The 21,154-nt window shown below is 67.9% G+C and carries 15 protein-coding genes; 8 read left to right on the plus strand and 7 right to left on the minus strand.

The window, feature by feature from the left end; translation table 11 throughout:
- The gene (locus PFX98_RS09475; protein ID WP_285234951.1) at nt 1-1,524 is read right to left on the minus strand and encodes an alkaline phosphatase D family protein; all 1,524 of its coding nucleotides are present in this window, start codon (nt 1,522-1,524) and stop codon (nt 1-3) included.
- 118 nt (nt 1,525-1,642) lie between these two features.
- On the opposite strand from PFX98_RS09475, the gene PFX98_RS09480 reads away from it, so the two are divergent.
- The 4 genes from PFX98_RS09480 (at nt 1,643) to PFX98_RS09495 (ending at nt 8,199) form a co-directional block, all read left to right on the plus strand.
- Nucleotides 1,643-3,703, plus strand: a complete 2,061-nt coding sequence (locus PFX98_RS09480) for an ATP-dependent helicase (protein WP_285234952.1) — start codon at nt 1,643-1,645, stop codon at nt 3,701-3,703.
- Nucleotides 3,704-3,787: 84 nt separating this feature from the next.
- Nucleotides 3,788-5,749 carry a TonB-dependent receptor plug domain-containing protein gene (locus tag PFX98_RS09485; RefSeq protein ID WP_285234953.1) on the plus strand — a complete coding sequence of 654 codons (1,962 nt, stop codon included), beginning with the start codon at nt 3,788-3,790 and terminating at the stop codon, nt 5,747-5,749.
- A 3-nt stretch (nt 5,750-5,752) separates the two neighbouring features.
- Nucleotides 5,753-6,298 (plus strand): YfiR family protein, encoded by a 546-nt coding sequence (locus tag PFX98_RS09490; RefSeq protein ID WP_285234954.1) that lies wholly within the window; start codon nt 5,753-5,755, stop codon nt 6,296-6,298.
- A gap of 8 nt (nt 6,299-6,306) precedes the next feature.
- Nucleotides 6,307-8,199 carry a putative bifunctional diguanylate cyclase/phosphodiesterase gene (locus tag PFX98_RS09495; protein ID WP_285234955.1) on the plus strand — a complete coding sequence of 631 codons (1,893 nt, stop codon included), beginning with the start codon at nt 6,307-6,309 and terminating at the stop codon, nt 8,197-8,199.
- 5 nt (nt 8,200-8,204) lie between these two features.
- Here PFX98_RS09495 and PFX98_RS09500 read toward each other — a convergent pair whose 3' ends face one another.
- The 6 genes from PFX98_RS09500 to PFX98_RS09525 all read right to left on the minus strand — a co-directional run bounded on the left by PFX98_RS09500 (nt 8,205) and on the right by PFX98_RS09525 (nt 17,843).
- Nucleotides 8,205-8,417 (minus strand): type II toxin-antitoxin system antitoxin, encoded by a 213-nt coding sequence (locus PFX98_RS09500; protein WP_285234956.1) that lies wholly within the window; start codon nt 8,415-8,417, stop codon nt 8,205-8,207.
- Nucleotides 8,418-8,441: 24 nt separating this feature from the next.
- Nucleotides 8,442-9,338, minus strand: coding sequence for an SPFH domain-containing protein (locus tag PFX98_RS09505; protein ID WP_285234957.1), 897 nt, complete (start codon nt 9,336-9,338; stop codon nt 8,442-8,444).
- A 58-nt stretch (nt 9,339-9,396) separates the two neighbouring features.
- Complete coding sequence (locus PFX98_RS09510; RefSeq protein ID WP_285234958.1) at nt 9,397-12,984, minus strand: ABC transporter permease/M1 family aminopeptidase; 3,588 nt, start codon at nt 12,982-12,984, stop codon at nt 9,397-9,399.
- A 10-nt stretch (nt 12,985-12,994) separates the two neighbouring features.
- Nucleotides 12,995-13,885, minus strand: coding sequence for an ABC transporter ATP-binding protein (locus PFX98_RS09515; protein WP_285234959.1), 891 nt, complete (start codon nt 13,883-13,885; stop codon nt 12,995-12,997).
- Between the two features lie 135 nt (nt 13,886-14,020).
- Entirely contained in the window at nt 14,021-16,327 is a 2,307-nt protein-coding gene (locus PFX98_RS09520) for an alkaline phosphatase D family protein (RefSeq protein WP_285234960.1), read from the minus strand.
- Between the two features lie 46 nt (nt 16,328-16,373).
- The gene (locus PFX98_RS09525; RefSeq protein ID WP_285234961.1) at nt 16,374-17,843 is read right to left on the minus strand and encodes an OmpP1/FadL family transporter; all 1,470 of its coding nucleotides are present in this window, start codon (nt 17,841-17,843) and stop codon (nt 16,374-16,376) included.
- A gap of 213 nt (nt 17,844-18,056) precedes the next feature.
- Between PFX98_RS09525 and PFX98_RS09530 the strand changes: the two genes are divergently transcribed.
- The 4 genes from PFX98_RS09530 (at nt 18,057) to PFX98_RS09545 (ending at nt 21,097) form a co-directional block, all read left to right on the plus strand.
- Nucleotides 18,057-18,725 carry a lysoplasmalogenase gene (locus PFX98_RS09530; RefSeq protein WP_285234962.1) on the plus strand — a complete coding sequence of 223 codons (669 nt, stop codon included), beginning with the start codon at nt 18,057-18,059 and terminating at the stop codon, nt 18,723-18,725.
- 546 nt (nt 18,726-19,271) lie between these two features.
- A complete protein-coding gene (locus tag PFX98_RS09535) occupies nt 19,272-20,051 on the plus strand; it encodes a TIGR04255 family protein (protein ID WP_285234963.1) in 780 nt (259 codons plus the stop codon).
- Nucleotides 20,052-20,068: 17 nt separating this feature from the next.
- A complete protein-coding gene (locus PFX98_RS09540; RefSeq protein WP_285234964.1) occupies nt 20,069-20,611 on the plus strand; it encodes a hypothetical protein in 543 nt (180 codons plus the stop codon).
- The gene (locus PFX98_RS09545) at nt 20,612-21,097 is read left to right on the plus strand and encodes a hypothetical protein (protein ID WP_285234965.1); all 486 of its coding nucleotides are present in this window, start codon (nt 20,612-20,614) and stop codon (nt 21,095-21,097) included.
- Nucleotides 21,098-21,154 lie beyond the last annotated feature (57 nt).

Here is a 21,154-nt window from a genome sequence, read left to right on the forward strand (position 1 = left end):
TCAGGCCTCCTGCGCGCCGGGCCTGCCGGCCTCCACCGCAAAGCGCGCCTGCACGCGCATCTCGCTGGCCGCGTCCCAGGGCTGCAGCACGCTGCGCAGCTCGGCCTCGAGGCGCCCGGGCGTGAGCTGGAACAGCATGTAGCCGCGCTCGTCGCTGCGACCGAGCCGGATATGCGGGTTCTGCGCCAGCGCCCGCTGCACGCGCTCGTTGAGCAGGCCCTGGCTGCTGATCGAGGTGCCGCAGAACTCGCTGGCCAGCACCGGCGCCTTGGGATTGTCGAAATCCAGCTTCAGATCGGCCACGTAGTTGGCGTGCACGTCGCCGCCCAGCACCACCGGGTTGCGCGCCCCGGCCGCCAGCATGCCCTGCAGCAGGCGCTGGCGCGCGGCGGGATAGCCGTCCCAGCCATCGGTCCAGTAGCTCGGCTTGGCCGCCGTGCCCCAGTTCATGCGCGTCATCAGGGTTTGCTGGCCCAGCAGGTTCCAGGGGCGCTCGGCGTCCCAGCTGCGCGCCAGCCATTGCTCCTGGGCGGCGCCCAGCAGCGTGCGGCCGGGGGCCAGCAAGCTCGGGCAATCCGCCAGCGCCACTGTGTTGGAGCCGCCACGGCCGGGCTTGGGGCAGGCCTGCGGGTCGCGCCACTGCCGATCGTCCAGGGTGATGAGGCGCGCCAGCCGGCCCCAGTCGAGCTGGTCGACGATGCGCAGCTCGGTGTCCTGCGGCCGCAGCGCCTTGGGGAAGGGCTGGTGTTCCCAGTAGGCCTTGGTGGCGTCGGCACGGCGCCGCGTGAAGCCGGGGTCCAGGGTCTGCGACTGGCCGGCGGCATAGTCGTTCTCGATCTCGTGGTCGTCCCAGGTCAGCATCCAGGGCGCGCGCGCATGCATGGCCTGCAGCGCCGGGTCGGACTTGTACTGGGCGTAGCGGGCGCGGTAATCGGCCAGCGTGCGGCAGGGCCCGCCGGCATGGCGGCGCGGCGCATTGCTGGTGAGCGGGCTGGCGTATTCGTAGATGTAGTCGCCCAGGAACAGCACCAGGTCCAGCTCCTGCCCGGCCATGTCGCGCCAGGCGGCGTATGCGCCATGGTCCCAGCGCTGGCAGGAGGCGATCGCGAAACGCAGCGAGGCCACCGCCGCATCGGCCGCCGGCGCGGTGCGCGTGCGCCCCACCGGGCTGCGCGTGCCCAGCGCGCTGAAGCGATACCAATACCAGCGGTCGGGCTTGAGCCCCTGCGGTTCGGCATGCACGCTGTGCGCATCCTCCGCCAGGGCGGTCTCGCTGCCGCGCGCGGCGATGCGGGCGAAGGCCTCGTCCTCGGCCAGCTCCCATTGCACCGGCACGCTGGCCGGCAGATCCTCGCCCATCAGCCGCGTCCACAGCACCAGCCGCTCCGGGCGCGGGCAGCCGGAGGCGATGCCGAGCGCAAAGCGCTGCCCGGCCTCGGCCGCGCCGGCATGGCGGATGACCAGCGGTGCGCTGCCGGCGGCAAGAGCGGCGGCAAGATAGCGGCGGCGGCTGGGATCGTGCATGAGCTTCTCGCTGGCGGGCAGAGTCGGCGCATCATAGGGGCCGCGGGCAGGCTGCAAGCCCCGCCCGATATGATGCGCGGCCCGCGCACCGCCTAGATTTCCCTTTCCCGTTCCCGCCATGGCCGAAACCCTCAATCCCGCCCAGCTCGAGGCGGTGCACCATCTGCACGGCCCCTGCCTGGTGGTGGCCGGCGCCGGTTCGGGCAAGACGCGCGTCATCACCACCAAGATCGCGCGCCTGCTGCAGGCCGGCTACCAGGCCAAGAACATCGCCGCCATCACCTTCACCAACAAGGCGGCGCAGGAAATGCGCGAGCGCGCCAAGCAGCTGGTGGGCGCACGCGCCGCCAAGGACCTGGCGATCTCCACCTTCCACAGCCTGGGCGTGCGGCTGTTGCGCGCCGAGGGCACGCGGGTGGGCCTGAAGGAGCAGTTCTCCATCCTCGACAGCGACGATGTGCTGGGCGTGCTGCGCGATGCCGGCGGCACCACCGACGCCAACAAGGCGCGTTCCTGGCAATGGACCATCTCGCTGTGGAAGAACATGGGCCTGAACGCGGAGCAGGCGATGAAGGCCGCCAAGGACGAGAACGAGCGCGTCGCCGCGGTGGTGATGGGCCGCTACCAGGAGCGCCTGGCGGCCTACCAGGCGGTGGACTTCGACGACCTCATCAGCCTGCCGCTCAAGCTGCTCAGCGAGGACGCCGAGGCGCGCGGCAAGTGGCAGGATCAGCTGCGCTATGTGCTGGTGGACGAGTACCAGGACACCAACGCGGTGCAGTACGACCTGCTCAAGCAGCTGGTGGGCGAGCGTGCCATGTTTACCGCGGTGGGCGACGACGACCAGAGCATCTACGGCTGGCGCGGCGCCACCATCGAGAACCTGAAGCGCCTGCCGCTGGACTTCCCGCAGCTCAAGGTGATCCCGCTGGAGCAGAACTACCGCTCCACCGGCAACATCCTGCGCGCCGCCAACAACGTCATCGCCGTCAACCCCAAGCTGTTCGAGAAGAAGCTCTGGAGCGAGTTCGGCGACGGCGAGCCGGTGGCGCTGCTGGAGGCCGATGGCGAGGAGCATGAGGCCGAGCGCGCGGTGGCGCGCATCCAGGCGATCCGCGCCAATCTGGGCGCGGCGGTCAAGTTCGCCGACTTCGCCATCCTCTACCGCGCCAACCACCAGGCGCGCATCTTCGAGCAGGCGCTGCGCCGCGCCGAGATCCCCTACAAGGTCAGCGGCGGCCAGAGCTTCTTCGACAAGAGCGAGATCAAGGACCTGTGCGCCTGGCTGCGCCTGCTCGTGAACCAGGACGACGACCCCGCCTTCCTGCGCGCCATCACCACGCCCAAGCGCGGCATCGGCCACCAGACGCTGGGCTCGCTGAGCCAGTTCGCCGGCAAGTGGAAGGTCAGCATGTACGAGGCGCTGTTCTCCGACTCGCTCATCACCGTGCTGAGCAAGAAGGCGATCGGCTCGCTGCACGAGTTCGGCCGCTACATCAACGACCTCGAGTACAAGGCGCGCCACACCGAGGGCGGCGAGGACGCCAAGGCGCTCTTCATGGAGTGGCTCAAGGACATCGGCTACGAGCAGCATCTCTACGACAACGAAGAGAACGAGAAGGCCGCGGCGGCGCGCTGGAACAATGTGCTGGACTTCGTCGACTGGGTGGCCAAGCGCTGCGGCGGCCACATCACCCAGGACGGCGGCAGCAGCTTCGAAGAGCCCAAGCAGACCGTGCTGCAGGTGGCGCAGACCATCAGCGTGATCCTCTCGCTGGCCGAGCGCGGCGACGAGCAGGACCAGGTCGTGCTCACCACCCTGCATGCGTCCAAGGGCCTGGAATGGCCGCATGTGTTCCTGGCCGGCGTCAACGAGGGGCTCTTGCCCTTCAAGGCCGACGAGGAGGAGATGACCGCGCAGCGCCTCGAGGAAGAACGCCGCCTGATGTATGTGGGCATCACCCGCGCGCGCACCACGCTGGCGGTGAGCACGCTGCGCCGGCGCAAGAAGGCGCGCGAGCTGGTGATGGGCATCCCCAGCCGTTTCATCGCCGAGATGAAGCTGCACGAAAGCGGCATCAAGGAAGACCCGCGCGAGAAACTAAAACGCTTACGTGAATCTTTTGCCGCCAAGGGCGCCGCCAGCAATGCGGCGCAGCAGGAACAAAATCGCGGCTGAGCACGCTTCGCGTGTGACATTCCGTAGCGCAGGCCGTAGAGTAGTTGCTCAGCTGCCAAGGGTCCGCTGAGGCCCAAAAAATCAATGAGACATGCTCTCCTGGGGCTGCTGCGTTTGGGATCGCTGGCCTTGCTGGCGAACACTGCCCAGGCCGCGGCGGACGACGAAGCCGCACTCGAAAGCCTGTTACGCCAAGAGGTGCTCGGACCCTCGCGATTTGCCCAGAGCCTGCTCGATGCGCCGGCCGCGGTGAGCGTGTTCGGGCGCCAGGAGGCGGCGCAGCTGGGCCATGTCACGGTGGCCGACATGCTGGAGCGCCTGCCCGGCATCTATCTGAGCAGCACGCGGCAGTACTCCAGCGTGGGCGTGCGCGGCTTCAACCGGCCGGGCGATTACAACGCGCGCCTGCTGGTGGCGATCGACGGCTTTCGCGTCAACGATGCGCTCTACGACCAGGCCCTGCCCGAGTTCGAGTTCCCCCTGGTGGCCGACTGGGTCAAGCGCGTGGAGCTGGTGCATGGCCCGGGCTCCTCGGTGTACGGCGGCAATGCGCTGTTCGGCGTGGTCAACCTCGTCACCCTGGATGGCGCCGATGCGCCGGGCTGGACGCTGAAGGGCTCGCTGGGCAGCTTTGGCGAGCGCCGCGCCATGCTGCAGTACGGCAGTGCCGAGCTGGGCGGGGGCGACCTTTTCGTGGGCCTGAACCTGCAGCATGCGCGTGGCGAGACCCTGGAGCTGCCCGAGCTGGGCCTGCCCGCCGGCAGCTTGGGCGGCCTGGACGGCCTGTCCTACAGCAGCGCCTTCCTGAAATACCGGCTGGGCGCCTGGCGCGTCTCGGCCGCTAGCATGGTGCGCAGCAAGTCCATCGCGGTGGCGCCCTATGGCACCCTGCCGGGCGCGCCGGGCACCGACTACCGCGACCAGTACCTGTATGGCGAGATCGCCTACGACGGTGCCTGGGTGAGCGATTGGCGCCGCAGCCTGCGCCTCTCGCTGGCGCGCAGCGGTTTCCATGGCCGCTATGTCTATGCCGGCGAGACCGACGACGCGCCGCTGCTCATCAACCGCGACGAGGCGGTGGCGCGCTGGCTGGGCCTGGAGGCGCGCACGCAATGGCGCGGCTGGCTCAACCATGAGCTGGCACTGGGCGTCGATGCGCGCCTGCTGCGCCATGGCGTGCAGCGCAATTTCGACGAGCAGCCCTACCGCCTGCTGCTGGACAGCGACGAGCCGCTGCGCAGCCTGGGCCTGTTCGCGCAGGATTCCTGGCATCTCTCCGAGCAGTGGCAGCTCACCACCGGGCTGCGCTTGGACCGCGTGCAGGACCGCACGGCGCAATGGTCGCCGCGCCTGGCCCTGGTCTACCGGCCGCGCCAGGACGAGTCCATCAAGCTGATGGCCGGGCGCGCCTTCCGGCCCGCCAACCTGGCCGAGCGCTTCTATGCCGACGATGTGTCCCAGCTGGCCCACCCCGGCCTGGCGCCGGAAAAGCTCGGCACGCTGGAGCTGGCCTGGGAGCGTGCGCTGGGCGCCGACCTGGCCTTCAGCCTGAATGCCTATGTCACGCGCATGCGCGACATGATCGAGTTCGTGCCGCTGCAGGGCGACGAGGGCCTGTCGCGCTACGAGAACCTCTCGCGCGTGCGCACCCAGGGCCTGGACCTGGGCCTGGAGCAGCGGCGTGCCTCGGGCTGGCAGTGGCGCGCCAATCTCTCGCTGGCGGACGCGCGCAACCGCGGCGAGCGCCTCAGCAACTCGCCGCGCTGGCTCTTCAAGGGGCATCTGATCGCCCCGCTGCGGCCCGACTGGACGCTCGCGACCGAGTGGCTGGCGATGGACAAGCGCCTCGGCCGCAGCGAGGTGCCGGCGCTGTACAGCCTCAACGCGGTGCTGCGCTACACCGGCTGGCGGGGGCAAGACCTGGCCCTGCGGGTGCTCAACGCCACCGATCGCGCCAACTACGACCCCGCGCCGCCCGACACGCTGTCCACGCGCCTGCCGCGGCCGCGGCGCTCCCTGCATCTGGACTGGCAGATCCGCTTCTGAACCATGGGCTTGTCCGCACCGCGCCTCACCCCCCGCCGGCCGCCGCGCGGATGGGCGCTGCTGTGCGCGCAGCTGCTGGCGATGGCGGCGGCCAGCGCCCAGCCCCTGCCGCCCGAGGAGCTGAAGGCGCAGATCGTGTTCCGCAGCCTGCTGTTCGTGGAATGGCCCGGCACTGCCCTGCCGCAGGGCCAGGCCTTGCAGCTGTGCCTGGCGGATGAGGGGCCGCTGGCCACCGCGCTGGAGGGCCTGGCCGGCCGCCGCGTCAACGGCCATGCGCTGGAGCTGCGGCGCGTGCGCGGCGAGCAGCTGGGCGGCTGCCATGTCGCGCTGGTGGGTGCGGGCTTCGATGCGCCGCGCGCCGCGGTGGCCGACAAACCGGTGCTGCTGGTCACCGAGGCGCCGGCCATGCTGAGCCTGGGCGCGATGCTGAGCCTGCAGATCGAGGACGGCCGCGTGGTCTTCGACATCGGCCTGGAGTCGGCGCGCCGCGCCGGCCTGGAGATCAGCACCAAGCTGCTGCGGCTGGCCCGCTATGTGCGCAAGGCCTGAACCTGACGATGATCAAAAACCTCGACCTGCAGCAGTTCTTCTACCGCCAGCGCGATGCCATGCTGGCGATCGGCGCGCTGCTGACCTTTGCCCTGCTGCTCACGCTGGCGCAATACCTGGCCCTGGCCGAACGCTTCCAGGAGGATCTGCAGACCCAGGTCAATCTGGTGGCGCGCACCGCCTCGGCCGCCATGGTGTTCGACAACCGCGACGACGCGGCCGAGATCCTGAGCGCCTTCGACGATGCGCCCGAGGTCGTCACCGCGGTGCTGTTCCGCCCCGATGGCAGCACGCTGAGCGGCTATCAGCGCGTGCGGCTGGAGCGCGGCTGGCTGGAACGCATGGCGGGTCAGCAGGAGGTCGTGGCGGCGGTGCAGGCCAACCAGACCAGCGTCGGGCGGCTGGTGGTGCAGGCGCGCCGCGACGGCATCTGGATCGACCTGCTGCGCTTCGTCGGCGTGGCCTCGGGCATGCTGGTGGCGGCGCTGGGCCTGGCCTGGCTGGCCGCGCACCGCCTGCGCGCCGATGTGCGCGAGGCGCAGCGCCGCACCCGCTACCTGGCGCTCAACGACGCCCTCACCGACCTGCCCAACCGCGAGGCCTTCCGGCTTGCGCTGGAGCGCGCGGTGCAGCGCGGCCCGCGCCATGGGCAGGGCCTGGCCCTGCTGGTGATCGACCTCGACAACTTCAAGCAGATCAACGACAACGACGGCCATGCCTGCGGCGATCTGGTGCTTCAGACGGTGGCGCAGCGCCTGCGCAGCCTGGCACGCTCGGGCGATACCGTGGCGCGCCTGGCGAGCGACGAGTTCGCGATGCTGATGGAGGCGCCGGTGGACGAGGAGCAGGCGCGCCGCATGGCCGGCCAGGTGCTCGCCCTGCTGCCGCAGCCGGTGGGCGACCGCGACAACTGGCTGCGCGTCAGCGCCTCGGTGGGGCTGGCCCTGGTGCCGCGCGATGCCGGCAATGCCACCGAGGCGATGCAATGCGCCGATGCCGCGATGGTGCATGCCAAGCGCCAGGGCAAGGATGGCTATCAGCTCTACTCGCCCGAGTTCGGCGAGGGCGAGCGCGCGCGCCTGCGCCTGGAGCAGGACCTGCGCGAGGCCTTGCAGGCGGGCACGCTGGAGCTGGCCTATCAGCCACTGTTCGATGCCCAGGGCCGGCTGCTCAGCTTCGAGGGCCTGTCGCGCTGGCAGCATGCGCAGCGCGGCTGGGTCTCGCCGGCCGAGTTCATCCCGGTGGCCGAGGCCTCGGGCCTGATCGTCGAGCTGGGCCTGCATGCGTTGCGCGTGCTGCGCCGCGATCTCGACGCCATGCACGCCGCCGGCCTGAACTGCCCGCCGGTGGCGATCAATCTGTCCTCGCGCCAATGCCGGCGCGCCCAGCAGCGCGAGCGCTTTCTGGGCCTGCTCGGCGAGCTGGGCCTGGGGCCGGCCAGCCTCGAGTTCGAGCTCACCGAGTCCTCGGTGTTCGAGGATCTGGACAAGCCCGACTCCATCGTGCTGGCCCTGCAGAGTCAGGGTTATGTGCTGGCGATCGACGACTTCGGCACCGGCTACAGCTCGCTGGCCTATCTGCGCCGCATGCGCTGCCGCAAGCTCAAGATCGACCGGCTGTTCGTCAACGGCCTGGCGGGCAGCCCGGACGGCCGCATGCTGGTGGAGTCCATCATCCGCGTCGCCCATTCGATGCACATGCTGGTGGTGGCCGAGGGCGTGGAGATGGAGGCCGACCGCGACTGCCTGGTGCAGATGGGTTGCGACCAGTTCCAGGGCTTCGGCCTCTCGCGCCCGCTCAATCCGGCGCAGCTGCACGAGCTGCTGCGGCGCCATGCGCAGGGCGAGCTGGTGCGGGTGCAGCCCTGGCAGGCCTGGTACGGCGAGCGGCCGCAGGGCTGAACAGACTAATCCGTTCCGGGTTCGCGCCTTGCGGGCGGGCGCCCGCGCGGGATGCTCTGCGATGCCGGCTTGATGCCGCGCCTGGCCAGCGCGTCGCGCAGCAGGTACTCGATCTGCGCGTTCGCCGAACGCAGCTCCTGGGCGGCCAGGCGCTCGATCTCGGCCCATAGCGCCGGATCGAGGCGCAGCGCAAAGCTCTTCTTGTCGGGGCTGGCCATGCGGGATGGGTGGCGAGGCGCCTATCAGTTGTAAAGCGTGCCGGTGTTGACGATGGGCTGAGTCTCCTTGTCGGAGCACAGCACCACCAGCAGATTGGACACCATGGCCGCCTTGCGCTCGTCGTCCAGCACCACGATATCGCGCTCGCTCAGACCCTTGAGCGCTTCCTCCACCATGCTCACCGCGCCCAGCACGATCTTCTTGCGCGCGCTGATGATGGCGTCGGCCTGCTGGCGGCGCAGCATCACCTGGGCGATCTCGGGTGCATAGGCGAGGTGGGTGATCTTGGCGTCCAGCACGCGCACGCCGGCCTGCTCGAAGCGCTCCTGCAGCTGCGCCACCAGGGCCGCGGCCACCTCGTCCTGGCCGGCGCGCAAGGTGGTTTCGCCGGTATCCAGGTCATCCCCTTCGTCATAGGCGAACTGGGCCGCCAGATGGCGGATCGCGGCCTCGGCCTGGATGCGCACATAGGCCTCGAAATCGTCCACCTCGAAGATGGCGCGCGCGGTGTCCTGCACGCGCCAGACCACCGCGGCGCTGATCTCCACCGGGTTGCCGCGCTTGTCGTTGACCTTCAGCGTGGGCGCGTTCAGGTTGCGCGCGCGCAGCGAGAGCTTGCGCTTGAGCTTCAGCGGGTTCGCCCAGCGCAGGCCGTCCTGGCGGTCGGTGCCGCTGTAATGCCCGAACAGGGTGAGGATGCGCGCCTCGTTGGGCTGCTGCATATAGAGCCCGGCGAGGGCGATCGCCGCGGCGATCAGCAGCGCCAGCCCGCCCAGTATCCGGGTCAGCGTGCCGGCCTCGGCGCCGCTGGCCAGCAGCGCCAGGCCGCCGGCGATACCCAGCAGACCCAGCAGCACGGCCGCATACCCATTGGCCGTGCTGGCCGCCTTCTCGGAACGAATCTCCTGCCGTACTTGCATGTGATATCTCCCTTAATGGTGATATCACTTTAATGTCATTCGACAGGGCAGGCAAGCGCTATTGCAAGGCCACCTTGCTGAGGTTGTCGTCCGAGTTGCGGTCGATGCGCATGTTGTAGGGATCCACGCCCACCCATTTGGGCTCCTGGTCCACCACCAGGCTGAACAGCTGCTTGCCGGACTTCAGCGCGCGCCGCTCCAGCAGCAGCACCGCGCTCTTCTTGAAGCCGGGCTTGCCGGGCTCGGCGCTGAACACGCCAATCTCGAAGGCCTCGTCCAGCGGCGCCTCGGTCTCCTTGCCCTTGCCATCGGCGTAGAGCTTCTTGGCCTCGACGCTGAACGTCACCTCGTAGCGGCCATCGGCGCGCTTGCGCGCCTTGGCGTCATTGGCCTTCAGGTCGTAGAGCGTGATGTGCTCGAACAGATCGGCGATCAGCTGTTCATGCTGCGGGCCGGCCTCGGCGCGCAGCAGGCGCAGGAAGTCGCTGGAGGCGGGGTAGGGCGCGGCCTTGAAGGCGTACTGCGCCAGCAGCTTCTGCAGCGCGCGGTTCAGCACCTCCTCGCCCAGCACCTCCTTGAGCCAGTACATCACCAGCGCACCCTTGCGGTAATGCACATAACCCTGGTTTTCCACGCGCGCCAGCGGCAGCTCTTCCACCGTCTCGCCGCCGCGCTCGCGCAGATAGCGGTCCAGCTCGAGCTTGAGGAAGCGGCGCAGCTGCTCGCGGCCGTAGAGCTTCTCCATCACCAGCAGGGCCGAGTATTGGGCGAAGGATTCCGACAGCAGGGTCATGCCCTGCTTGTCGGCGCCCACCACCTGGTGCGCCCACCACTGGTGGCCGAACTCGTGCGCGGTCACATAGCTGACCAGATCGATGTTTTCGTCGGCCTTGTCTTCCTTGAAGTCCTGGATGAAGCCGATCGCCTCCGAGTAGGGCATGGTGTTGGCAAAGGCCTGGGCAAAGCGCTGGTAGGCCGGGAACTCCAGGATGCGGGCCTGGCGGAACTGGTAGTTGGAGAAGGACTGGCTGAACAGCTCCAGGGAGGTGCGCATCGCCGTCAGCATGCGCGGCGCATTGCTGGCATGCGCGGGATGGTGGTAGACGGCCAGCTCCACCGGCTCACGGCCCACCCATTGGTCCTTCAGGATCGCGTAGCGCGCCGATTGCAGCGAGAAGAAATTGTGGATCGGCGCCTCGGCCTTGGTGACCAGGGTGCGGCGGCCGTTGGTGATGGTGTCGCTGACCGTGTAGCCCGGCGCCAGCGGGGTCTGGTCGGCATCGGTGCTGAGGGTGATGTCGGCCGTCACCCAGTCGCTGTCGTGGCGCAGGTAGTGGTGGGCGTTGGCCTCCTGGTCTTCCAGCTTGGCCACGCGCAGCTCGGCCGGCAGGCCGTATTTGCGGCGCTTGCTGCGGTCCTGCAGAAAGATGCGCCGGCTCACGCCCAGCACCGGGGTGAGCTCGAAGTTGTCGAGGAAGCTGCCGTTGGCGACGATGCGGGTGAAGGGCTGGCTGTTGACGAAGCCCGCCTCCTCGCGCAGGAACTCGAAGCGCAGCGCGCGCCGCTCGCCCGGCTGCATCGGCGTGGCCAGGCGGTAGATGCGGTAGCCGAAGCGCGGGTATTCCTTGTCCAGCGTGGCGCCGTCCAGTTCCAGTTGCCGTACCTTCAGATTCGGATCGAAGCGCACATGCACGGCGCTCAGGGCCTGGCCGCTGCGGTTCTCCAGCTGGTAGCTGCCCGTGGCGATGGCGCGGATCTGCTGCGGGTAGAGATCGACCTTCAGCGTCACATGGGTGATGGAGGGCTGGGGCAGGTTCTCGAAGGGCAGCAGGGCGCGCTCGGCATCGGCCTGGCGCTGCTCCTCGGCCGGCTGGGTGCGGTACTCGTTGAGGATGTTGGTGTTGAAGTAGATCCAGCCGCCCAGGCCCAGCCAGCTGAGCGTGCTGAGCGCGAGCAGGACGCCCGGCGTGCCCTTGAGCCGCGCCGGCAGGCGCGCCAGGCGCGGGCGCAGGCTGGTCTCGGCGCCGCGGCGCCACAGCAGGTGGGTGAGCACCAGCAGCATCGCCGCGAAGGCCAGCCAGTAGCCCTGGTGCCAGGCCCGGCCGATCCAGAAATGGCCCATGCCATTCATGTCGGAGAGCGGCACGCTGGCGGTGTCGGCGTAGTTGTAGAGCTTGTGCTCGAAGCCCATATTGGCCATGGTGGTGCCCAGCACCGTGTAGACCAGCATCAGCGCCCAGCCGACGAATTTGTGCGGCACCAGGGCCTGCACGAACACCGCCAGCACGCCCAGCAGGAAGGCGGTGATCAGGCTGGGCAGCAGGAACCAGAGCAGATAGGCGCCCGGCTCAAAGCGGGTGTAGCCGTGATAGAGCTGGAACAGCATGCCGGTGGCCACGCCCACCACCAGGGTGGCCAGCAGCACCAGCGTGATGGCCAGCACCTTGGGCGCCAGAAAGGCCCAGCTCGGCGCCGCGGTGGCATCGACGATCTCGTGGATGCGGCGCTCGCGGTCGCGCCACACCAGCTCGCCGGCGTAATAGACGGCGATGATGATGGGGATCAGGGTGAAGCCGCCCAGCAGGCCCTCCACCACCGCGCGCGTCACCGGCAGATAGGCCACGCCGCGCGTCTCACCGGTGAGCGAGATCGCGCCGATGGCGTTGAACACCCCCAGCGCCAGCAGCACGAAGAAGGCCGGGCTGCGGAACACGAAGGCCATGTCGAAGCGCGTCAGCGCCTTGAACTGCAGCCAGCTCGCGCGGCCGCCCTGGCTGGGGCTGGCGAGCGGTTTGGGCGCGGGCGCCGGGTCGCTGGCCGCCTTGCCGGCGGCGCTGGCCAATTTGGCGCCCTTGGCCTCGAAGCGGAACAGGCCGTAGGCGAGCGCAAACAGCGCCGCGCCCACGCCCAGCCAGAGCAGGCGGTTCCACAGCAGCACGCCCTGCAGCGCGGGCAGCATGCTGTTGCGATCGGCGCTGGTCCAGTACTTGGTGACGCGGCTCAGCGCGCCCACGCCGAAGGGGTCGGCCAGCGAGGAGAGCGTGTCCAGCGCCGGGTCGGCCAGCATCACGCGGCTGGTGATGAAGAGCACCATGAAGGCGACCACGCCGACATAGGTCCACATCATCGAGCGCGTGGCGGTGGCCAGGGCAAAGAAGCCGGCGCTCATCACCAGCAGGGTGGGCAGGGTGTAGACCAGCAGCGCCCAGGCATAGTGCGAGAGCACCAGGGGTCCGACCTTCTCGGCGTCCAGCCACGGCATGGCCGAGCCGACCAGCATCGCCAGCGGCACCGCGCAGCAGACCAGGAAGGCGACGCCGAACGCGCCCAGGAAGCGCCCCAGCAGGTAGTCGAACTTGCTGACGCGGGTGGCGCGCAGGATCGGCGCGAAGCCGGTCTCGTCGTCGCGTATCACCACGTTCGCGACGAAGGCGGTGACGACGAAGATCGCCAGCAGATTCATGGTGCCCAGGGTCTGCAGGATGGCGTAGGGCGAGTTGACGTTGACATTGCCCTTGGCGCCGATCTGGATCTCGTCGATCGTCACTGCGCCGAAGGTCAGCAGGAAGAACAGCACAAAGGCCACCGCGAACAGCGGCGAGCGCAGCTGGTAGCGCGCCTCGAAGGCGGCAATCTTGGCAAGCATCGCGCGCTCCTCAGGCTTGCGGCGCGGTGGCGCGGCGCGATTGCGCCAGCGTGGCGAAGTAGAAATCCTCCAGCCCGCCCTCCACCGGCTCGAAGCCGGCGGCCGGCAGCTGGTCGGCCAGCACATGGATGACGGTCTGGCCGCCGCGCAGGCGGTTCGAGATCACCGTCAGGTCCTGCTGGTAGCCGGCCAGCTGGCTCGACTCGATGGTGCGGCGCCAGACCCGGCCCTTGAGCGTGAGGGTCAGGTCTTGCGGGGCACCGGTCTGCACGATGCGGCCGGCGCTGATCACCGCCATGCGCGGGCAGAGGTCGGCCACGTCGTCGACGATATGGGTGGAGAGGATCACCACCACGCTCTCGCCGATCTCGGCCAGCAGGTTGTTGAAGCGGTTGCGCTCCTCGGGGTCGAGGCCGGCGGTGGGCTCGTCGACGATGATGAGCTGGGGCTTGCCGATCAGCGCCTGGGCCACGCCGAAGCGCTGGCGCATGCCGCCCGAATAGCCGGCCACCGCCTTCTTGCGCACATCCCAGAGGTTGACCTGAGCCAGCAAGGGCTCCACCGTGTCGCGGCGCTCGCCGGCGTGGGCGATGCCCTTCAGCACCGCCAGATGGTCCAGCAGCTCATAGGCCGAGACGCGCGGGTAGACGCCGAAGTCCTGTGGCAGATAGCCCAGCGTGGCGCGCAGGCGCTCCGGGGCTTTCAGCACGTCGATGTCGCCGAACTGGATGCTGCCGGCGCTGGGCGTCTGCAGGGTGGCGATGCAGCGCATCAGCGTCGACTTGCCGGCACCGTTGGGGCCCAGCAGGCCGAACATGCCCTTGGGGATGTCGAGCGTGGCGTTGTCCAGCGCCTTGGTGCCGTTGGCGTAGACATGGGTCAGGCCGGTGAGCTTGAGCATGGGTAAAGAGTCCTCGGTTTGATTTGATGGCGCCTGAAAGCGCAACGCCGCGCAGTGTCTCCACGGCGCGGCGTTGCGGCGAGCCGCTTGCGAGCAAGCGGCGCTTTGGGCGGCTGGGCTGCAGCCTGGGCGGAATCAGCCGGGCAGCACCTCAGCCTTGCCCGCCAGCACCTTCAGGCGCTTGACGCTGGCCACCGGGGTCAGCGGCGCGCTGCCGGCGGCGAGGCGATTCACCTTGCGGAACTCGCACAGCAGCTCGGTCTTGCTGAGGCTCACCACCGCAAAACCCTGGGCCTCGGTGTCGGCGTGGTTGATCCAGGGGTTGTTGGCCGCGGGGGCGGCGCCGGTGGTGCTGTTGGCGAAGGGGTTGAGGCGCTTGACGACCTCGCTGGCGGGCACGAAGCTCACCGGCACGCCCAGCGCGGCGGCAATCTTCTGGGCGATCAGGCCGTACAGCGTCATCGCCGCGGCCGAGCGTGAGCTCGCCGCCAGGCCGGCGATGGTGCCGGCGATCATGCCGCCCATCTGGCCGGCCAGGGTCTCGTCCAGGGTGTTGATCACCGCCGTGCTCAGGCCCGGGGTGGGCTGCACCGCGGCCAGCGGGATCAGGCCCGCACCCACCGCGGCCATCACCGCGGCCTGGATGGCGGCGGTGTTGCTGAGGTCGGTGACACCGGCGCCCAGCGCGATCGCGGCCGACAGCATCTGGATCGCGATGCCCTCGGCCACCGCCTCGTTGATCTCCACCAGCGGCTGCACCGGCGCAAAGGCGGGCGTGGCGGCGGCGCCGCGCAGATAGCTGAAGAAGCTGTTGCTGGAGATGCCGGCCGTCACCAGGTCCACCATCGCGGGCTTGGGGTTGGCGGCGTTGTAGTCGTCCCAGACCACGCCGGCGAAGAAGGCGTGGATGTCGCCCGTCACCGCCACCACATTGCTGACCTTGTTGGCCACCAGGTGGTTCATCAGCAGCTTGCGCTCGGCGTTGAAGCCGTCCCACTGGTCGGCGTTGACGATGAAGCGCGTCTTGAAGACGGCCGGCGCACTGGGGATCTTGGCGCCGTCCACGCTCATCTTCAGGAGCGAGGTTTCGTTGCCCCAGATCTTCCAGGTGGCGGTGGAGTTCTTCATGGTGTCCATCCACCATTGGCGCTGCGCCGTGCCCAGCACGCTCACCAGGCTGTAGGGATCGGGCAGGGCCGCGCCGGCGGCGATCTTCTGCGCCTCCACGCCGTACAGCGAGGTCTCGGGCACCATGTAGCGGGCGCCGATCTGGCCCAGCGGCTGGCCGGTCAGCGGGTTGAGCGCGGCCTCGGGGATCATGTGGTCGGCGCGGTAGAGGCGCTGGTCGGTCATGACCAGATGCATCAGCTTGCCGAACTTCAGGTCGCGGTAGATGCGGATATTGCCGATGCCATAGCCGGGGTCCAGCGTGAAGCTGATCTCGGCCGGCATGTACTCGAACCAGGCCTGGCTGGCGGCGCGGCGGCGCGAGGGCTGGGCGGTGTTGTCGCCGCCGGTGGTGGCCGAGTAGCTGCCGTTGTCGTAGGTCTCGCGGTCCTGCCAGCAATCGTCGGAGAACTCGTGGTCGTCCCAGATCGCCACGAAGGCAAAGCGCTCGTGCAGGGCCTGCAGGCGCGCATCGCTGCGGTAGCGCTTGTAGAGGTAGCGGTAGTCATCGATCACGGTGGCATAGCGGCCGCCCGAGGGCAGCGGCGTGCCCTGCGGCAGGATCAGCGCGCCGTGCGCCGGCTCCACGCCGCCCTGCTGGTAATCGGCGCCCACGGCCTCGTAGATGTAGTCGCCCAGGTGGACGATGAAGTCCAGGTTCTCCTGCGCCAGCGCGCTCATGCCGGCCCAGTGGTTGACGCTCCAGTCCTGGCAGGTCATGTAGGCGAACTTGAGGCTGTCGATGTCGGCGTCATTGGCGGGCGCGGTCTTGAAGCGGCCCACCTTGGAGCGCGTGTCGCCGGCGCTGAACTGGTAGTAGTAGACCGTGGCCGGCTTGAGGCCGCTGATGCGGTGGCGCAGCGTGTGGTCATACAGGGCGTAGACCGGCACGTCGGCCTCGGCGTCCATGCTGCCGGCCAATGCGGTGTTGCTGCCCAGCAGCGCGCTCTGGTTGGCGCTGCTGATGCGCAGCTTGACCTGGAAGTTGCCGGCCGCGGGGCTGACGGCGATGTCGTCGGCACTGGCGGGCAGCACGCGCGCCCATAGCAGGGCGCCATCGGGCTTGGGGTCGCCCGAGGCCACGCTTTGCGGGAACTTGTAGGCGCCGCTGGCCGCCGGGGTGGCGGGGATGGGGGTGTCGGTGCCGGGGAAGGTGGGCGGCAGCGGCATCACTGCCGCGCCGTTATTGCCACCGCCCATGCAACCGGCCAGGCCGCCCAGGGCCGACGAGGCGGTGATGAGGGCGCCCGCGCGCAGGAAATTTCTTCTGTCCATGACCATGATGGTGTGACCTTGTTCGATGGTTGAGCCGCGGGCTTACTCAGAAGCCGTGGTTGAGCTGCACGCCGACGGTGGCGGCGGAGCTGCGGTAGGTGCCGCGCACGGTGGAATAGGCGCAGCTGCAAGGGGTCTGGCCGCCACCATCGTCGGTGGCTTGCATCGGTGCCTCGCGCAGCTTCACGAAGCCCAGCGCCAGGTCCACGGTGGTGGCCTGGGCCAGCTTCAGATTGGCGCCCAGGGCCAGCCAGGTGCGGTCGGAGTCGGGCAGGGCCGGGCTGCGCAGCGCGCCTTCCACCGGCGAGCGGTCGTAGGAGACACCGGCGCGCAGCAGCAGCTCGGGGTTGAGGCGGTAGCTGCCACCCAGCGAGACGCGCCAGGCGTTCTTCCACTTCTCGGGCGTGATCGAGGGCGCGGCGGTGCTGTCGAACTCGATGCGCAGCTCCTGCAGGCGCGACTGCTTGTACCAGGTGGCGTCGGCCATCACGGCCAGGCGTTCGTCCAGCTGGTGGAAGGCCTGGAAGGACAGCGAGTCGGGCGTCTTCACCTTCAGGCTGGCGCCGGAATCGTTGTGGTCCAGCTTGCTGTGGCCATCCGCGGGCTTGCCGGTGATGGCGGCCAGCACCTGGGCCGGCAGCGTGGCGGGCTGGCTCCAGTCGGCATCGCCCTTGAGCTTGTGCGAGACGCTGGAGCGGTAGGCCAGGCCGAAGCGGGTCTTGGCATCCAGCTCCCACAGCAGGGCGAGGTTGAAGCCCAGCGCCCAGCCCTTGCCGTGCACATGGATGTTGCCGTCGAAGGCCGGGTTGCCGAACACCTGGTTGGCCTGCTGCTGCAGTTGCAGGGCCAGGCCGGGGGCGCCGCCGGCGGCGGCCTGCTGAGCCGCGGCCAGCAGGCCGGCCGCGTAGGCTGAGCCATAGGGCGTGGCGCGCTCCAGGTCACCCTGCATGTACTCGATGTTCAGGCCGCCGGCCAGCGAGAGCTGCGGGTTCAGCTTCCAGGCCACATTGGGGTTGAAGGCGAGCGACTTCAGCTCGACCTTGTTGAGGTTGTAGCGTCCGCCCCAGCTCGGGTCGTACGTGAGCTTGGCGCCCGAGGGCACGAACACGCCCAGGCCATAGACCAGCGTGTCGGAGGCGCGGTAGGCCGCATACATATGCGGCACGAACACGCCGCTGGCGGCGTTCTGCGTGGCGCCGGCCTGCGAGGTGGGGCGGGCCTGCAGGCCCGAGCCGGGCAGCGAGATGAAGGAGCCGGCGTCGGTGAACTGCACGTCGGGCGCCACATAGTCGAGCACGCCGGAGACATGCAAGCCGCTGCCCAGGCGCGTCAGCGCGGCCGGGTTGGCGAAGATGGTGCTGGCGTCGGCGCCCTCGGCACCATTGGCGTTGGCCGTGCCTTCGGCGGCCGCGCTCTGCGTGCCGAAGCGGTAGCCAGCGGCCTGGGCCAGGCCCGCGCTGAGGCTGAGGGTCAGCATCGTCAGCGCCAGGCGCCGCGATCTTGAGGTCATTGCCATCGGAGTCTCCTTGCTTCTTGTTGGAAGCGTCTGATTCTGCAAAGTCCGGATGTCAGCGCCGTGAGGGTATGCCTGGGCTGTGTCGCACGAAACCCACGTCTGCGCGATTTTTAGAGCCTTGGCTCCAAAGCGCTGCAGCTTAGTCCCGGAGGGGCTTGTTGAACAGGGCTTTCCCGCTGTTAGGGGGCAGGTCTTGCGCCGCAGAATCCGCCGATGCCTTTTCCCTTCCCGCTCCTCCTGCCGGTGCTGACCCTGGTGTCGGCCCTGTTGAGCATCGTGGCGCTCAGCGACATGGGCCTGCCGCGCGAGATGGCCTTTCTGGCCAAGCCGCTCACCACCGTGCTGATCATTCTGTATGCCTGGCCGCGCGGCGCCGCGCAGCCGCGCATGCAGCGCCTGCTGCGCGCCGGCCTGCTGTTCTCGCTGGGCGGCGACATCGCCCTGCTGTGGCCCGAGCAGGGTTTCCTGCCGGGGCTGGTGAGCTTTCTGATCGCCCACCTCTGCTACATCCTGGGTTTCGCCAGCCAGGGGCGGTTCGCGCGGCCCTGGTGGCCCTTCGCGATGTTCGCGCTCATTGCCGGCGCGGTGCTGCTGCGCCTGTGGCCCGGCATCGGCGCGGAGCTGCGCCTGCCGGTGCTGGTCTATGTGGCCTGCCTGGCCAGCATGGCAGCGCAGGCCTGGAGCTGGTGGCGCAGCAGCCTGGGGCAGGCGAGCGAGGCGCTGGCGCGCAATGCCGCCTGGGGCGGCACGCTGTTCCTGCTCTCCGACAGCCTGATCGCCATCAACAAGTTTGCCGGCGCCGTGCCGCTGGCCGCGCTGTGGATACTGACCAGCTACTGGGTCGCGCAATGGCTGCTGGCCAGCAGCCTGGGCAAGGACTGACCCCGCGGGCAATGCCCAGCGCTCCGAAGGCAGGGGTTGTTGGTTCGATCCCAACCGGGCGCACCAGATTTCTCGAATGGACTCAAGCACTTGCCGGAAACGGCAGGTGCTTTTTTCCTTCAGCTGGAAAAATTGTGGGAACTTCTGCCTCTAGATCAGCCCATGACTTGGTAGCACGCGTTGATTGGCTGCGCCCCGTTCGACCACGAGCATTGCGAGGCGCGGTGACAGGGCCACGACGCAGAACATGACCAAGCTGATGCCATGTGCCGAGGCTCGGGCGGATACCGAGCAGACTCACAACGCCCCCTGCACGGATTGCTAGCGGGCGTGCAGGAGCGCACACCCGCCGTTAGCCGCTCAGAGCTGGTTCGCATGGCCCCGGCAACCTCCGACAGGGTCCTAGGCTGAAATTCGGGGCCCGCCGCGCTGGGCAAAGTGAGGCTCTAAGGGTGGAGTCGACTTCCCCGAAAGGCCTAGCAAGCGCTCAAGGCATGCGCTCATTCCAGGGTGTTACAGTCGCCCGAAACACATAGTGAACCCTAGATGGCCATCACTTTTGCTAAGCCGCCGATTAACGAAGTCGTTCTCGGTCAGATCTTCTCGACGCGCTCCGACCTCCTCGTGCCTCACTTTGGCCGATTCTGGGAAGAGTTGGCTGACGCGTATCCCAAGGTTTCGCACGCACCACCCATCGTTGATGACCAGCAGTCTGAGCCTCCCATCGACCCGTCTACTGGGGCGTACTTGCCTCGGGTATGGTTCCGGTCGGCGGATGAGACTCGCCTGGTGCAACTGCAACAGGACCGACTTCACTTCAACTGGCGTCAAACCAACACAGGTCCTGCGGAGTACCCGCGCTTCCCAGCTATCAAAGCTGAGTTTGATCGGGTAGCGGGCCTATTCAGCCGATATGTTGAGAAGGCCCTCGGCCAGCCGCTGTCAAATTCGCGGCTAGAGCTCAGCTACATCAACATCATTCCACTCAAAGAAGCCAAGATCGCCGGGGTTGGGGAGTTTGACAATGTGCTGAAGTGCTTCAAATGGGGCGTTGGGACGACTGCCTTGCCAGCGCCGAAGCGGTTCAGCTCCAACTACTTCTTTGAAATCGACCCAGGGACTTCGTTGACCGTCCGCATAAACACGGCCAAGCGTATTTCGGACGACTCGGACGTCCTTAAGATGGAACTGGTTGCAAGGGAGATCCCGAATGTCAAGCCTCGGGACCAGTGGATTGAGGACGCTCATCAGTTGATAGTGAAGTCCTTTAAGGAACTGACGACTGAGAAAATGCACCAAGAGCAATGGCACTTGGTGTCTGAATAATTTAGCCAGGGGTAAGCATGGGCGACGTTGCTGGCACTGCAACAAATGCATACGTCAAGTCGGATTTCGATGCGCAGCCGCGTTGGAAAGCGGGTAGCGCCGACCGACATGGGCGCAGCTTGGTTGACCGCGTTCAGTCAGAAGATGATTGCTTTAGCTCCGCCGAGAAGACTACCGGCACCATTGACGAAGCGTCGCAACTGAGAGCCACGAGGCGCGCTGACGCTGCGCATTGGCTGATGCAACTGGAAGAGCTCTTTCAGGACGACTACGGTGCCAGCCTGGCCCAAGCGTCCCGGAATGACGCCAGCAACTTCTTGGCGATGAATTTCACACTCCCTCCGCCGGTGCTAAGTGCGGAGGAAGATGGGATCGTCCTCGCCACCTGGAAGCGGGGAGCCCAATCCCTGGTGATGCGGTTCAAGGGGAGCAGCACGATTGACTTTGCTGTCGCGTACTTGAAGGGCCATGACCTGACCAGAGCCTGGGGCCAAGCCAGCATCATTGGCTTCTTTAGCGACCATCCCGAGGCAAAAAAGGTTGCACTAATCACCGACTAAGTGATTCCGAACGGCAACAACATTGCCCGGTTGTGCGGGGGCTCTACCGCGCCGAATGGCGTGCCGCAAGCTGGCGCCTTTAGACCCAACCTAGGGTCTGATGACCGCCCACCAGACGACGGTCTGTCTGTCTATTGGCTTGAATTGCTTAAGCAAGAGGGCTCGCTGCAAGAGAAGTTGCAAGCCCTGCGAGAGTTCTGCGCCAACTCGCCAGTCGGCGAGCGTAAGGCCGGGAAGACGGCTGTCTGGGCCGTCATTCCAACTGAGAAGCTGAATGGCGCCGTCCACGAGCTGAGCGGCACGGCATTCCAATGTCTCCACATGCCGCGCAACCACCCTGACCTTGCGAACGCCCAGGACCCGCACAGCGAGATCCATACGAATCCGCCGATACCAGACTGGAACAAAGACAGCGCGTGGCGATTGGCAGTACAGCAGTTCATCTGCGACCAGGTCGTCCACCACGAATCCGCAACGATCGCGTGACAGGCTGCGCTTGGCTGTTGCGCAGCTAAAACTGACGGCATCGATTACCCGCGCAGG

The organism is Paucibacter sediminis (assembly GCF_030254645.1).
Classification (GTDB): domain Bacteria; phylum Pseudomonadota; class Gammaproteobacteria; order Burkholderiales; family Burkholderiaceae_C; genus Paucibacter_B; species Paucibacter_B sediminis.

Excerpts from the sequence above, each read along its gene's own strand:
- PFX98_RS09480 (WP_285234952.1), top strand. The coding sequence starts at position 1,643 with ATGGCCGAAACCCTCAATCCCGCCCAGCTCGAGGCGGTGCACCATCTG.
- PFX98_RS09540 (WP_285234964.1), top strand. The coding sequence starts at position 20,069 with ATGGGCGACGTTGCTGGCACTGCAACAAATGCATACGTCAAGTCGGAT.
- PFX98_RS09530 (WP_285234962.1), top strand. The coding sequence starts at position 18,057 with ATGCCTTTTCCCTTCCCGCTCCTCCTGCCGGTGCTGACCCTGGTGTCG.
- PFX98_RS09490 (WP_285234954.1), top strand. The coding sequence starts at position 5,753 with ATGGGCTTGTCCGCACCGCGCCTCACCCCCCGCCGGCCGCCGCGCGGA.
- PFX98_RS09510 (WP_285234958.1), bottom strand. The coding sequence starts at position 12,984 with ATGCTTGCCAAGATTGCCGCCTTCGAGGCGCGCTACCAGCTGCGCTCG.
- PFX98_RS09505 (WP_285234957.1), bottom strand. The coding sequence starts at position 9,338 with ATGCAAGTACGGCAGGAGATTCGTTCCGAGAAGGCGGCCAGCACGGCC.
- PFX98_RS09535 (WP_285234963.1), top strand. The coding sequence starts at position 19,272 with ATGGCCATCACTTTTGCTAAGCCGCCGATTAACGAAGTCGTTCTCGGT.
- PFX98_RS09485 (WP_285234953.1), top strand. The coding sequence starts at position 3,788 with ATGAGACATGCTCTCCTGGGGCTGCTGCGTTTGGGATCGCTGGCCTTG.
- PFX98_RS09500 (WP_285234956.1), bottom strand. The coding sequence starts at position 8,417 with ATGGCCAGCCCCGACAAGAAGAGCTTTGCGCTGCGCCTCGATCCGGCG.
- PFX98_RS09495 (WP_285234955.1), top strand. The coding sequence starts at position 6,307 with ATGATCAAAAACCTCGACCTGCAGCAGTTCTTCTACCGCCAGCGCGAT.
- PFX98_RS09520 (WP_285234960.1), bottom strand. The coding sequence starts at position 16,327 with ATGGACAGAAGAAATTTCCTGCGCGCGGGCGCCCTCATCACCGCCTCG.
- PFX98_RS09525 (WP_285234961.1), bottom strand. The coding sequence starts at position 17,843 with ATGGCAATGACCTCAAGATCGCGGCGCCTGGCGCTGACGATGCTGACC.
- PFX98_RS09515 (WP_285234959.1), bottom strand. The coding sequence starts at position 13,885 with ATGCTCAAGCTCACCGGCCTGACCCATGTCTACGCCAACGGCACCAAG.
- PFX98_RS09475 (WP_285234951.1), bottom strand. The coding sequence starts at position 1,524 with ATGCACGATCCCAGCCGCCGCCGCTATCTTGCCGCCGCTCTTGCCGCC.